At 31.0% G+C, this 13,271-nt stretch carries 12 protein-coding genes and 1 riboswitch; of the genes, 3 read left to right on the top strand and 9 right to left on the bottom strand.

What is annotated here, in order from left to right; translation table 11 throughout:
• Window positions 1-15 precede the first annotated feature (15 nt).
• Both I6U48_RS07350 and I6U48_RS07345 read left to right on the top strand, forming a co-directional pair.
• Window positions 16-714 (top strand): ABC transporter ATP-binding protein, encoded by a 699-nt coding sequence (locus tag I6U48_RS07350; protein ID WP_218319771.1) that lies wholly within the window; start codon window positions 16-18, stop codon window positions 712-714.
• A complete protein-coding gene (locus tag I6U48_RS07345; RefSeq protein ID WP_218319770.1) occupies window positions 714-2,957 on the top strand; it encodes an ABC transporter permease in 2,244 nt (747 codons plus the stop codon). Before I6U48_RS07350 ends, I6U48_RS07345 begins: the two co-directional genes overlap by 1 nt.
• Window positions 2,958-3,157: 200 nt before the next feature.
• Here the strand turns inward: I6U48_RS07345 and I6U48_RS07340 are convergent, their stop codons facing one another.
• The 4 genes from I6U48_RS07340 to I6U48_RS07325 all read right to left on the bottom strand — a co-directional run bounded on the left by I6U48_RS07340 (window position 3,158) and on the right by I6U48_RS07325 (window position 7,177).
• Window positions 3,158-3,643, bottom strand: a complete 486-nt coding sequence (locus tag I6U48_RS07340) for a QueT transporter family protein (protein ID WP_218319769.1) — start codon at window positions 3,641-3,643, stop codon at window positions 3,158-3,160.
• Between the two features lie 297 nt (window positions 3,644-3,940).
• Window positions 3,941-4,303, bottom strand: a complete 363-nt coding sequence (locus I6U48_RS07335) for a P-II family nitrogen regulator (RefSeq protein WP_218319768.1) — start codon at window positions 4,301-4,303, stop codon at window positions 3,941-3,943.
• Between the two features lie 126 nt (window positions 4,304-4,429).
• On the bottom strand, window positions 4,430-6,136 hold the full coding sequence (locus I6U48_RS07330; RefSeq protein ID WP_218319767.1) for a methyl-accepting chemotaxis protein: 1,707 nt from the start codon (window positions 6,134-6,136) through the stop codon (window positions 4,430-4,432).
• Window positions 6,137-6,157: 21 nt separating this feature from the next.
• The gene (locus I6U48_RS07325) at window positions 6,158-7,177 is read right to left on the bottom strand and encodes a galactose ABC transporter substrate-binding protein (RefSeq protein WP_218319766.1); all 1,020 of its coding nucleotides are present in this window, start codon (window positions 7,175-7,177) and stop codon (window positions 6,158-6,160) included.
• Window positions 7,178-7,289: 112 nt separating this feature from the next.
• A riboswitch (cyclic di-GMP riboswitch) is annotated at window positions 7,290-7,373 on the bottom strand.
• 279 nt (window positions 7,374-7,652) lie between these two features.
• Here I6U48_RS07325 and I6U48_RS07320 point away from each other — a divergent pair.
• Window positions 7,653-8,540 carry a ParA family protein gene (locus tag I6U48_RS07320; RefSeq protein WP_218319765.1) on the top strand — a complete coding sequence of 296 codons (888 nt, stop codon included), beginning with the start codon at window positions 7,653-7,655 and terminating at the stop codon, window positions 8,538-8,540.
• A gap of 87 nt (window positions 8,541-8,627) precedes the next feature.
• Here I6U48_RS07320 and I6U48_RS07315 read toward each other — a convergent pair whose 3' ends face one another.
• From I6U48_RS07315 to I6U48_RS07295, 5 genes are all read right to left on the bottom strand, one after another.
• Window positions 8,628-9,476 (bottom strand): GNAT family N-acetyltransferase, encoded by an 849-nt coding sequence (locus tag I6U48_RS07315; protein ID WP_218319764.1) that lies wholly within the window; start codon window positions 9,474-9,476, stop codon window positions 8,628-8,630.
• Window positions 9,477-9,488: 12 nt separating this feature from the next.
• A complete protein-coding gene (locus I6U48_RS07310) occupies window positions 9,489-10,091 on the bottom strand; it encodes a TetR/AcrR family transcriptional regulator (protein ID WP_218319763.1) in 603 nt (200 codons plus the stop codon).
• 109 nt (window positions 10,092-10,200) lie between these two features.
• The gene (locus I6U48_RS07305; protein ID WP_218319762.1) at window positions 10,201-11,019 is read right to left on the bottom strand and encodes a TIM barrel protein; all 819 of its coding nucleotides are present in this window, start codon (window positions 11,017-11,019) and stop codon (window positions 10,201-10,203) included.
• Between the two features lie 28 nt (window positions 11,020-11,047).
• Window positions 11,048-12,262 (bottom strand): LL-diaminopimelate aminotransferase, encoded by a 1,215-nt coding sequence (locus I6U48_RS07300; RefSeq protein ID WP_218319761.1) that lies wholly within the window; start codon window positions 12,260-12,262, stop codon window positions 11,048-11,050.
• Window positions 12,263-12,413: 151 nt separating this feature from the next.
• Window positions 12,414-12,875 (bottom strand): peptidylprolyl isomerase, encoded by a 462-nt coding sequence (locus tag I6U48_RS07295; RefSeq protein ID WP_246615235.1) that lies wholly within the window; start codon window positions 12,873-12,875, stop codon window positions 12,414-12,416.
• Window positions 12,876-13,271: the final 396 nt, after the last annotated feature.

Below are 13,271 nucleotides of genomic sequence, written 5' to 3'. Positions count from 1 at the left end.
AAAGGAATTAAAGAGATGTTCTTAAAAATAGATAATTTAAAGAAAAGTTATAAAACAGAAGAAGTAACTACAGAAGTTCTAAAAGGTATATGGATGAATTTAGATAAAGGTGAAATTGGAATTATACTTGGCCCTTCTGGCTCCGGCAAGTCCACACTTCTTAATATTATAGGTGGAATTGACAAAAGTGATTCCGGTATTGTTTTAGTAGATAACATTGATATTACTAAATTAAACGATACTGAACTAACAGACTATAGAAGAGAAAATATAGGCTTCATATTCCAATTTTACAACTTAATACCTAATTTAACTGCAGGCGAAAACATAGAAGTTGTCTCGAACATAAGCAGTTCTCCGCTTAATACTGATGAAGTTTTAAAAGCTGTAAACATGTTTGATAAAAAATATAGGTTCCCTAGAGAATTAAGCGGCGGAGAGCAGCAAAGAATTTCTATTGCAAGAGCAGTAGTTAAAAATCCAAAGCTTTTATTATGTGATGAGCCCACTGGTGCACTTGATTTTTCCACCTCCAGAGAGATATTAAAACTTCTTCAAAAAATCAATAAAGATTTTGGATCAACTATACTTATGATAACCCATAACAATGCAATAAGTGCTATGGCAAACAGAATTTATAGGGTAAGAAGTGGAGAAATCATAGAAAGTTTAATTAATAAGGAGATCACACTTGCAGAAAGGATTGAGTGGTAATGATTATAAATAGAAAAATTAAAAGAACCATTCTAGAGAGTAAATCTCAATACCTTGGTTCTCTATTGCTTATTATCTTTAGCTGTCTTCTTTTTACAATGTTTAATTTAGTTTCTGTCAATTTATCAAGATTGCTCACTTCTTTTGAAAGAGACTATAAGCAAGAAGATGCAGTCTTTATGACTGATAGAATATTAGATAATATCCCAGCTTTAGAATTAAAGTTTAATATGGGCCTAGAAGAGACGAAATCCTTTGATTATTCCATATCAGAAAATAAGACTCTGAGAATTTTTAGAGAAAATACTAAGGTTAACCTACCTGCAATAATTAAAGGTAAGGATCTAAGTGGCGGCGGTATTCTTATTGATCCCTCCTATGCAAAAGCTAATAAATTAAATATTGGTGACAGAATAAAAATATATAATAAAAACTTTATCATTTCTGGACTTATGTCTCTGCCAAACTATATATATCCGTTAAAATCAGAATCAGATATTTTAAATGACCCAAATAGTTTTGGTATTGCAGTAATAGAAAAAAATGACTTTAACAGTTTAAATAGAGGAAATATCTCTTACTCTATAAGATTTAACGGCGATAGAAATAGTTTAGACAAAAAAATATCTGAGCTTAAGGATTCCTTAAAAAGCAAGAATGTTATTATTCTCAGCTGGATGAATGTAACTGATAACCCCAGAGTAAGCTATATGACTGCAAAGCTTTCAGGAATCGATACGATGAGTTCATCTATGCCCGTAAGCATACTTATTCTTACCTGTATTCTAACAGGTATAGTAATGCTAAGAATGTTAAAAAAAGAGGCCTCTATTATAGGAACTCTTTACGCACTGGGTTATAGAAAAAGAGAAATTATAAAACATTATCTTTTATATCCTTTAGTCATCTCATTAATAGGTGGCGTATTTGGAACTATACTTGGAATCTTAACCTTAAAACCTATGATTGCATATTATGTGTCCTATTTTAATATACCTGTAGGTTCTTTAAGTTTTAACATAAATTATTTGATAATGAGCATTTTGCTTCCTATTGCATTTTTGATTATCTGCAGTTATTTTATCGTAAATAAATCACTTAAAGCCTCACCTGTTGCGCTTATGAGAGGCACAAACGAAAGAGACACGGTTGGTTTTATAGAAAGAAATATAAAGCTTGATAAGTTGAGCTTCAATACTAAGTTTAAAATAAGAGAATTGCTTAGGAGTATACCAAGAAGTGCATTTCTTTTACTTGGTGTTATTATGGCAACTATGCTGCTTTTAATGGGCTTTATGGCAAAGAGTTCCTTGGATTCTCTAATGAAGGATTCCTTTAGTGAAGCCTTTAAATATAATTATCAATATGTATTTAACTCCGTTCAAAAGGGTAAACCTGAAAAAGGTGAAGCTTTCTCTGAAATACCCTTTGCACTAGAATTGAATAGCAAGCTCACTTTTACGGTATACGGTGTAAGTCCTGATTCTAAGTATATTTCCTTTAAAGACAAAGCTTACAATGTGATAAAGTCAGATAAAGTTATTATAACAAGACCTTTAGCTGATAAACTTAATATAAACCCAAAAGATACTATTCATGCTGTTAACAGGCTTGACTCAAAAGTATACAGCATAACAGTTGATAACATAGCAGAAACTTATGTAGGCGAATATATTTATATACCTCTTGATAAACTTAATGACATGCTGAACTTCCCTAAAAATAGTTATATGGGACTGTGGAGTACAGAAAGATTAGACATTCCAGAAAACAAATTACTAGCTACTGTAACAGTTGATGATATGAGAACTGCCTTTAACACAATGACAAAACCACTACAGGCTGTTATAGGAGGCGTAGCATTTATGTCCTTTGTAATTGGACTCATAGTAATATATGTTGTTACCTCTCTAACAATAGAAGAGAATAAGGATAACATATCCCTTATGAAGGTCTTAGGCTACAGAAACAAGGAGGTTTATTCCCTAATTCTAAATAGTTCCGCATATATAGTTATAATAGGCTATATTCTTGGGATACCACTACTTCTTGCATCTATGCATGTACTATTTAATTCAATAACTAAAGACATGAGTGTATCCTTTCCAGTGACTGTAAATTACATTTATGTTTTAATTGGTTTTATTATAATATATTTGACCTATGAGCTATCAAAGCTATTAAGTAGAAGAAAAATAAATAGAATTTCTATGGCTGATACTTTAAAATCTAGAATAGAGTAAACAGATTTTAGAGTTAAAAAATAAAGAGTCTGTTGCATTTAGGCAAGTACCACTGAAAATAGAATTATGCTCCGAGAAAGTTTTCCAATCTTCGGCACTATAAAAATTTTTTATATGTGACTTCAGCTTTGGTAATCTCTCTCTACATATAATTCTATTTTTTTATATAGTTTTTTATAAATGCAACAGCACCTTAGTTTTTAATTCATCTTTAAGATATTAGTTAATGCTTTGTTTTTTAATATAAATTTAAACATAGGGTATCCGATGCAAGTAACTACAACAAATTCCCCTAAAGCAACTTCTCCAAAGTTTATTAAAAAAGGAGTATGTACCATATAATATAGTTCTAAACCAACGATTATTCCATTAGTTATTGTTGGCCATATAGTTGCCAGCAGTAGATTTTTAGTTTTGCTTATTAAAATCACAGCTATAAAAGTTGCCAGACTTCCAAAGACGATATCTACAATACCAAAAGGACTAAAAAGATTTGCTATCACACATCCAAGAACTAATCCTGGTATATAAGCATAATCAATAAAAGCTAATAAAACCATAACTTCTGTTACTCTGAACTGAATTGGACCATAGCTTACGAAGGAAAGTGCCCAAGTAACTACTCCATAAACAGCTGAAATCATAGCCGTTTTAGCTAAGTTTTTTGTCGTAAAAAGTCTATTCATAATATACCTCCATTGAATTTAAAAATTAAATTCTCTGAGCACACCCTGAGTATAAGAAGTAAAGTCATACTGAATATATAGGCATACAAAAAAGCAGACGCCACCTTTGACAGTCTGCTTATTATTGAAAAAATTCTTTAAAAATTTAGATGCCATAGTTTTGTTTATAGACAGGAGGCTCACGAACTGTCTTGTATATAATACCAAATTCCTATGAAAATTTCAATATGTCTATCTTTAATGCAGTATAATTAAAACAAATAATAAAAACTTTTTACCAGAAGCCTTAGTTTAAGTTTATTTTTTATACTGCAGAGCCTCTCTTCCTTCTGCTCCATTACTTATTCGAATAACATTAGCAACATCATAAATAAATATCTTTCCATCACCGCTTTTACCTGTATGCAATATCTTTTTTGCAGTTTCCACCACCGTTTCTACAGGTACTTCACAAACTACAATTTCTATCTTTATCTTTTGTAGTAAATTAATATCTACAGCTGTTCCACGATAATATTCCTTATGGCCCATTTGCATTCCACAGCCTAATACATTGGAAACAGTCATTCCTGCAATTCCAATTTCCCCTAATGCATCCTTTAGTTCTTCAAATTTACTTGGAGATGTAATGATATCAATTTTAGTTAACTTTTCACCCATACAGATACCTCCTTGTTATTCTATTATTGATAACAATAAATTTTATTTTCTAAATTAACATTATCAGATATTTTGTTCAATGAAAAGGTATTCAAGCAAAATATATATAAAAGGTATAGCAAAATGCTATACCTTAAATTTTAAAACTATTTTTTTTAAATTCTCTGCACTCTCACTTACATACCCTGCTTCAAGTTTTACTACATTTGTCCTATCTTTTATTTTTAAAACCCTATCAGCAATATCATTAGTTCCCTGTGCACCTTCAGCATTAGCCTTAGAAATTTCCTCTATTGCCTCAGCTACAGTACTTATAGAGGCTAAAAGCTCTTCTGATGTAGAGCTCAAATCTGCTACTAAGCCATTAACATAATCTGCATCCTTATTATAATTTTCTCCTACTAATACCGATTCCTTATAACTCTTAACTACTTTTGTTTCAATGTAATCTAATGTGATTTTTGAAGCATTCGAAAGATTTTCCACAGCTACAAATACCTCATTGATAGTTTCTTGTATTTCTTTAACTGTATCACTTGAATTTTCAGCAAGCTTTCTTATCTCCTCTGCTACCACTGCAAATCCTTTTCCCTGCTCTCCAGCTCTAGCTGATTCTATTGAAGCATTAAGAGCAATCAAATTAGTTTGCGAGGATATTTCTTCAATAGAATTTGCTAATATTTTTATTTTCTCTACTTCTTTTACTTTTTCTAATGCTTCATCCATGACTTTTTTAATATCCATTTGAGTTTTATTTGCATCTGTCTCAAGTGTTATAGAACTATTTTTCAAGTTCATAGCTTTTTTACTGATTTCTTCAGCTGATACTGCTCCTTCTTGAGCCTTGTTTGCAATGGAATTTACTACCTTTTTTAAATCAATAGAAGAAGAATTTATTTCTTCTGTTAGTGCAGAGGTTTCCTGCATTCCAGCAGACAATTGTTCTGCAGTAGCAGAAATATCTTCTAACTTAATTGTAAGATCCAATATATTTTCATTGGATATATTTAAAGCATCATTAACACTATTAGTTTCACTGGTTATAGTAGTAATTATTTCTTTTAAAGAATTTTGCATATGGTTAATTGCATCACCTAATTGTCCAAATTCATCTTTTGAATCTACTTTTATAGGTTCAATGACTAAATTGCCTATAGCAATTTCTTCTAAAGACTCAATGCTCTTTTTCAACTGACCAGCCATCATATATGAGTAAAACATAGCAATGAATATACCAATTATAGTGCTGATTATAAAAGTACTAGTTAGCACAGCTTTAGATTGAAAATTAGCTCTCTGACTGCTTTTCACTGCTTCATCAAGAAGTTTGCTAACTTCATTATTAACCTTATCTTGAACATGCTTAAAGGCATCCATATTGCCTTTACCAACACTCAATCTATCCCTAGCTGTTTCAATTTTGCCTGATTTTATAAGTTCAATTTGTGAGGCAAAATATTTATTAATAACCCCTATATTAGGAATCTCCTCATTATCTATAATGATTTTTAATTCTTGAGAAGCACCATAGTATTTTTGTAGCTCTTTGATCTTTTTATCTATATTGTTTTTGCTTGCACTATAAGAATCTAAATATTTCTCATCACCATTACTGGCAATATATCCACGTACCCCAGTCTCCTCATTAATTACTTCAATGTTAATTTCTTTAATTATATTATTTATTGGAACTAAATCATCTATTATTATATTTTCAGCAGTTTCTATATGATTGAGATTATAGTAAGAACTAATTGTGGTAACAAACATTAGAAACAATATAATACCAAATCCTATTAAAATTTTAGTTCTTATTTTAGCATTTTTAAACAAATTAACTCCCCCTTCAGTCCTTTAATTTACGTCATTAACATTTTCTTTAAGGATTACTTTATAGTCAATCCATATATATTTATTATCCGTAATTGCATATCCAACACTTTCTTTATTTGGCGATTTACTGTTTGCAAGAACATTGGCAAGATTGAATATAGCTTTTCCTTGACTTGAAGCATCATTAAACACAGTACCTAGAAGGGTTCCTGTTTTAATACATCCAAGCGCAGCACTTGTAGCATCAACACCTACAACAGGAATATACTTACCATTCATAAAATACCCTTTATCTTTTAGTGCATCTATAGCGCCTAAGGCCATATCATCATTATTAGCAATAACACAATCAATCTTATCCCCTTGAGTTTCAAGGATATTTTTCATTTTTCCATCCGCTTTTTCACGATTCCATTCAGCTATCTCCTCTGAAAGCTTTTCTACCTTAAATCCAGAAGCTTTGATTGCTTCAATAGAATATTTTGAACGTGATATGGCATCTTGATGACTATCTGGACCTTTCAACATTACATAATGAATAATTCCATCTTTCGTAGGATGACTTTTAAAATAATTAGAAAGTATTTCTCCTTGCATTTCTCCCGATTGTTCACCTTTAGCACCTACATAGTAGACTTTATCCCATAATTTTAAATCTTCTGCTGAAGGCTCAATGTTAAAAAATATAATTGGTATATTGGCTTTTTGTGCTTTTTTTATAATTGCTGCTGCTGATGATTTTTCAACTAGGTTAATAGCTAGCACATCAACTTTACGGCTAATTAAAAGGTCAATTTTTTGATTTTGTGTCTGCTCGGAGTTATCAGCACTCCATATGTCAACATTCACTTTATCGTTAGCCATACTATAAAGTTGATTACGTACGGAAGTTATCCAGGTATCATCGAAAGAAGCTACAACTACACCTATATTGGCTTTTTTACCTAAATTGACTGTTGAAGCTTTCATACTTAGGCATCCTGTAAAAAAAAAGCTTAAAATTAAAATACTAACAATATACAGTCTAATACGAAATTTCATTATATATCCCCCTATCTCTTTTATAAGTTAAAATTTATATTGATAATGCCATTACAGCTAAAGCTTACCCCACTCATCAGGTATAAAAAAACCAACAGTTAGTTTTACAATACTAACTGTTGGTCGGTTGCACCACTGACTCAAAATTCTTAAGGTGCCCAAATTACAAGAATTCTTCATTGTCTCCAACTTATTCCAAATAGACTTTAATATAAATGTTTTCGATATATATGCAAGTTATAGCATATATTGTCATAATATCAGTTTATGACAATATAATCAACCTTATATGTGTAAAAAACATGTAAATTTTTTAGTATTTTAGCTCTTTAATTATATTTCCAAGCTTCTATCTATTAAATCTCCTATATATAATTACTGAATACTGCAAGTTTCATTACTTACCTTTTTTAACAAGAATAATTTATTTTCTAAAGGAATATAAATATTTTAATATTAATTTAATGGAGATATTATGGGAAAAGTTATAAGCTTTATTAACTCAAAAATTGGTGTAGGTAAAACTACAACTACAGTTGCATTAGCTGAGTTTCTAACCTATGAGTTTAATAAGAAGGTTTTAGTTATAGATTTAGATCCCCAGACTAATGCTACTATTCTGCTTATTAAGCAAGCCACTTGGAAAAGAGCAAATGAGAACAACAAAACTATTCATCAAATGTTTTTGGATGAATTAAATAACACTAAAGCTTTTAATATTGAAGATTCTATATTGAAAAGAACATCTAATATTGACAGTGATACTAATAATCTACATTTGCTGCCTTCCAGCCTTAATCTAATTAATATAGGCGACAAGCTATCAGAGCTTGAAAAGAATCATGAGCTCAATAAATACTCAATTCCTATACTGTCAAAGCATTTGAATAAAGGTATAATTGCTAGGTACGATTATGTTTTAATAGATTGTCCACCAAATCTAGATCTTATCACTTTAAACGGTCTTTATATTAGTAATTATTATGTAATTCCAGTGCTTCCTGATATCTTATCCACCTATGCTATTCCTGAGATGCTTAATAAAATAGAGTTATCAAAGAAAAAAATTAAGCTGTTAAATCCTGTTTACACCCTATACGAGCTTGGTCTAATTGTTAATAAAATGATAAAAAACAATGGTATGCATAAACGCACACTTAATAATTTACAAAATAGACAAACTAAACCTAGAGAAGATCTTAACTATGTGCCTAAACTTTTTGAATCAATAATCTATCAAGAGGATAGTTTCCCTAATATGTCCGATTTCGACCAATCCTTTAGCACAATTGAAAAGAAATATGGCACCAATTATAATGATTATAGAAATCTTGCTATAGAATTTATTAGCAGGACTAATTAATAAAAAATTAGTTGTTTAGAATTTTAAAAAAACTCGAATAAGGCAAGGAAATACTGTATTTTCCTTGCCTTATATACTTCTTTTGTTTTACAGAGGCCTATACATCTCAAACTGTTCTATTTTGTCTTTAAAAAAATGAGATTTTATTAAAAAGCACTCTAATATTGAGTTATTTGGTAGACAAATACTAACACTTTCAGTTTTTACTTTATCAGCAGCAGCCGCAACGAGATTCGTTGCTATACCTCTGCATCTGTACTCATGCTCCACATAAAGTTGTTCAATTTTCCCTTTTTTACTCATTACAATATATCCAGCATTTTTACCGCTATCCATTGCTGTTAAATAAGCATGAGTTGTACTATTTTCAAAGCACTGGATATCACTTTGCCAATTAATGTGAGTGTCTTTTAAATAGCTCCTATAATCTGCAATCTTGTCAAAGCTCACTTCGTAAAACTTTATATATTCTTTTGGCTTAATTGATAAATTTTCTACTTTTATTGAGAAGTATTTTAAATCATTCATGGAGTTATATCCTATATTTTTGTAAAATCTTAACGCCCTCTCATTTGTTTTAATCACTTCAAGAAATATACGATGACATTTTTTCTGTTTTGCCTCTTCAATGTGAAGTTTCATTAACTTATTTGCAATTCCTTTTCCTCTATGATCTGGTTCAATGCAAAGAGTTCCACATCTCATAGTCTTTAAACCATCAAACATCCTAATCCCGCCAAGGACAATACCTATGGGAAGTTCATCATCGAAGGCTATAAATGAATGTTCTAATGAATTTCCTTCCGGTCCAAAAAAACGAGAAATAAAATCTTCTATCTCTAAATTCATTGGCACTACATAATCTGAAAACCCTAGTTTAAATGCTTTATAAATACTTTCATAGCTTGCTTCCAAGCATCTTTTATAATTTATCATCATATCTCCCCCTCAAACTTTCAAATAATTTATAAATACATCGACAACCATTTCAATCTTTCTTTCATCCAATTCTTGTTCCATTACTGAAGAAATTAATCCCATTCCATCTATCATTGATATAAGTAGATAAACTACTGACTCCTTATCAATAGATGCCTTAAACTCACCACTTTGTATTCCATCTTCTATAATTGATTTTATGCCCTTTGTATACCCCTCGAATCTTTTACTGTTCTTATTATCGATTTCTCTATCTCTTTTAACAGTAGTCCAAAATTCAATTGCAAATTTAACCCATTTTCTATTTTCTTCACACATAAAATTATTTAATCTACATGTTATGTATATTTTTAACTTTTCAGCAGCACTTTTACAGTTAGTAGTTTGGGATTCCAAATACATTTTTTCATTGTCTGATAAATTTAATATCTCAATGAATATATCTTGTTTTCCCTTAAAATAGGTGTAAAATCCCCCTTTACTAATATCAGCCTTCTTAACAATATCATTTACTGATACTTGGGAATATCCATAAGTCGAGAATAATTCAAAAGCTGTATCTATAATCTTCTTTTTATTTAAATTCCATTTCTTATCCGAAATTTTTGGCAATTAATCTCCTCCTATTCATAAACTTGACTATAATGTCAAAATAAAAACGACCATCGGTCGTTTTTATTGTATTACTATTCATCTATTTTGTCAATTATTTGTAAGTCATTTATAATTTTTTGTAAGTATTCTTTAACAATAATGCATCTTTTTCTACAAGAGGTCCTTCTAAAATTACGCATCCTTTAATATTAAAATCTTTTATTGCTTTTAAGCATTCTATATAATTGAAATCACTTTCTAATAGGGGAAGATGATGTTTTTCTCCTTTTTCGTTATAATTTATTCCGCCCATATGGATATGCATATCATCTAGAGCAGACCTGCCAAGTCCATTAAGCACATATTGAAGTATTTTAGCAAAATCTTTATAATCTTTTAAGCAACCATTTCCTCTTGCATGTATATGCGAAAAGTCAATACATAGTTTACAGGATTTCACTTCCTTACAAAGAGAAACCAATTCCTCAAGTGTACCAAACTGAGTACCTTTTCCCGTAGTCTCAAGTCTAAAATCTACTTCTCCATGTGGAAGCTTTAACAAATTCTCTTTTATAGTGTTGTATGCTTGCTCCTTTGAATCTTTTAAATAAAATCCAGGATGAAATATTAAACTCTTTCCCTTAACTTTTGATAGTCCTTCCACTGCTTTTATTAATCTTTTTATTGACTGTTCTTGCTTTTCAGCTTCATCTGCATTTAAATTTATATAATGTGAACCATGAGCTGATAGATAAAAATCATTATCTAATTTAGTTTTCAATATTATATCTTTATTCTTATCTGTAACATTAACATTCCTCACAAAAAGAAGTTCCATTGCATCCAACCCTATTGATTTTACATAATCAATTCCAGAAGCATAATTGATTTTTTTTATTCCACTACCTATTGGCAAGCCTGATATTCCAAATAATAATTTATCCATTAAAGTTATCTCCATTGTACTTTCAATTCTATAATTTCTTAATTCTCTCAATAGCATCTACTGTATTTTCATAGGTTCCAAAGGCCGTAAGCCGAAAATATCCTTCTCCCATTGGTCCAAAGCCACTTCCCGGTGTACCTACAACATTTGCTTTTTCTAATAAATAGTAAAAAAACTCCCACGAGTTCATGTTATTTGGTGTCTTTAACCATATATATGGCGCATTTACACCACCATACACGGAATAACCTGCTTCTCTCAAGCCTTTGAGAATTATTTTTGCATTGTTCTTATAATAATCAATTTGCTTTTTTATTTGATCTCTTCCAACCTTGGAATAAATAGTTTCTCCTGCTCTTTGAACTATATAGGGTGCACCGTTGTATTTGGTTCCATGACGCCTAGCCCAAAGTGCATTTAAGGAAACATTAAAGCATTTCAGATCCTTTGGAACGACCATATATCCAAGTCTTAGCCCTGTAAATCCAGCACTCTTTGAAAAACTTTTCAGTTCAATGGCACAGCTTTTTGCGCCTTCACATTCATAAATTGTATGAGGTACATTATCTTCTGAGATATATGCCTCATAGGCTGCATCATATATAATAACTGCTTTTATCTTATTCGCATAGTCAACCCAAACTTGAAGCTGATCTTTTGTAATTGTCGTCCCTGTTGGATTATTAGGGAAACATAGATAGATAATATCTGGAGTCTCCTTTGGAAGCTCCGGCACAAAATTATTATCTGGAGTACACGGCATATATACGACGCCGTTCCACCTTTGCATAGTCTTATCATATGTTCCCGTTCTTCCAGCCATTACATTTGTGTCAATATATACAGGGTATACAGGATCACAAATAGCAATTTTATTATCTACACTAAATATTTCCTGGATATTACCTACATCACAATTTATCCCATCACTTACGAATACCTCATCTATTGAAATATCAACACCACGAGATCTATAGTCACCTATTGCAATAGCATTTCTCAGAAATTCATAGCCTAAATCTGGTGCATATCCTTTGAAAGTATCTATATGTCCCATCTCATCAACTGCATTATGCAATGTATCTATAATAGCAGGTGCTAATGGTTGAGTTACATCACCAATACCCAAAAGAATAACCTTCTTATCAGGATTATTCTCCTTAAAATTAGCGACTTTCTTTCCTATAGTTGAAAACAAATAATTTCCTTGCAGCTTCAAGTAGTTACTATTAACTTTATACATAATATCCTCCCTATTGTCTTGTTTCTTACTCAAAAGAAATGACTTAAAGGTGTATGCACTATAGGATTATTATATTCAACCGATTCTTACTTTGGAACTTTGTTTCTTCAAGGTGTCTATTCTTGTACAAAACTAAGTATTATATCTATAATTATTTTATTTCTACAGTAACTTTTTTCATTTTCTGAGGTGTTAACGGCTTATCATTTGCATCTCTTTTTGCATTAACTATTTTATCAACTTCCTCCATACCTTGAGTAACTTTTCCAAAGGCCGCATAGTCTCCATCAAGGCTTGGAGAATCTTTTACCATAATAAAAAACTGAGAACTTGCTGAATTTGGTTCTTTAGTCCTTGCCATTGAAAGAACTCCTCTAGTGTGTTTTAGATCATTCTTAAAGCCATTGCTTGCGAACTCTCCAGGAATAGTATTTTTTGATCCACCAACACCAGTTCCTTCCGGATCTCCTCCCTGTATCATAAACCCAGGAATTACCCTGTGGAATATTAAACCATTATAAAAATTGTTTTGTACTAAATCCACAAAGTTATCTACGGTTTGGGGAGCAATATCAGGATATAACTCTGCCTTGATTACTCCTCCATCTTCCATTTCAATTGTTAAAACAGGCTTCTTGCCAGTATATTTGCTCTTATAATTAGAGTTAGCCGTATTTTTTTGATTACTTGAATCTGTGCCAGGAGCTTTTGAACATCCAAACACTGATAATGATAATACAAGCACCGCAAGAAGCATTAAATTTTTCTTTAGATTACTGATTTTCATATGTTTTTCCTCCTTAAAATTATAAAGCGTTTTAATTGAGTCTATAAGTATGTTAGCAAAACATTTATTTAATTTCAATCTCCATCTCTTATTGTTTCTAATCTACTATTACTTATCCTGGTTTTATTCATATAAAAAGGGGCTGTCGCACTTAGGTAAGTATGGCAGAAAGTAGACTTATTCTGCGAGATATGTTACCAGACTTCGGCACTATAAAAAATT

Origin of the sequence: Clostridium thailandense (genome assembly GCF_019207025.1) — a bacterium.
Taxonomy (GTDB): Bacteria; Bacillota; Clostridia; order Clostridiales; family Clostridiaceae; genus Clostridium_AM; species Clostridium_AM thailandense.
Note: the sequence above shows the minus strand (reverse complement) of the source record. Positions and strands in the feature narration are given on the sequence as shown.

Excerpts from the sequence above, each read along its gene's own strand:
- I6U48_RS07350 (WP_218319771.1), top strand. The coding sequence starts at position 16 with ATGTTCTTAAAAATAGATAATTTAAAGAAAAGTTATAAAACAGAAGAA.
- I6U48_RS07345 (WP_218319770.1), top strand. The coding sequence starts at position 714 with ATGATTATAAATAGAAAAATTAAAAGAACCATTCTAGAGAGTAAATCT.
- I6U48_RS07340 (WP_218319769.1), bottom strand. The coding sequence starts at position 3,643 with ATGAATAGACTTTTTACGACAAAAAACTTAGCTAAAACGGCTATGATT.
- I6U48_RS07335 (WP_218319768.1), bottom strand. The coding sequence starts at position 4,303 with ATGGGTGAAAAGTTAACTAAAATTGATATCATTACATCTCCAAGTAAA.
- I6U48_RS07325 (WP_218319766.1), bottom strand. The coding sequence starts at position 7,177 with ATGAAATTTCGTATTAGACTGTATATTGTTAGTATTTTAATTTTAAGC.
- I6U48_RS07320 (WP_218319765.1), top strand. The coding sequence starts at position 7,653 with ATGGGAAAAGTTATAAGCTTTATTAACTCAAAAATTGGTGTAGGTAAA.
- I6U48_RS07315 (WP_218319764.1), bottom strand. The coding sequence starts at position 9,476 with ATGATAAATTATAAAAGATGCTTGGAAGCAAGCTATGAAAGTATTTAT.
- I6U48_RS07305 (WP_218319762.1), bottom strand. The coding sequence starts at position 11,019 with ATGGATAAATTATTATTTGGAATATCAGGCTTGCCAATAGGTAGTGGA.
- I6U48_RS07300 (WP_218319761.1), bottom strand. The coding sequence starts at position 12,262 with ATGTATAAAGTTAATAGTAACTACTTGAAGCTGCAAGGAAATTATTTG.
- I6U48_RS07295 (WP_246615235.1), bottom strand. The coding sequence starts at position 12,875 with ATGGAAGATGGAGGAGTAATCAAGGCAGAGTTATATCCTGATATTGCT.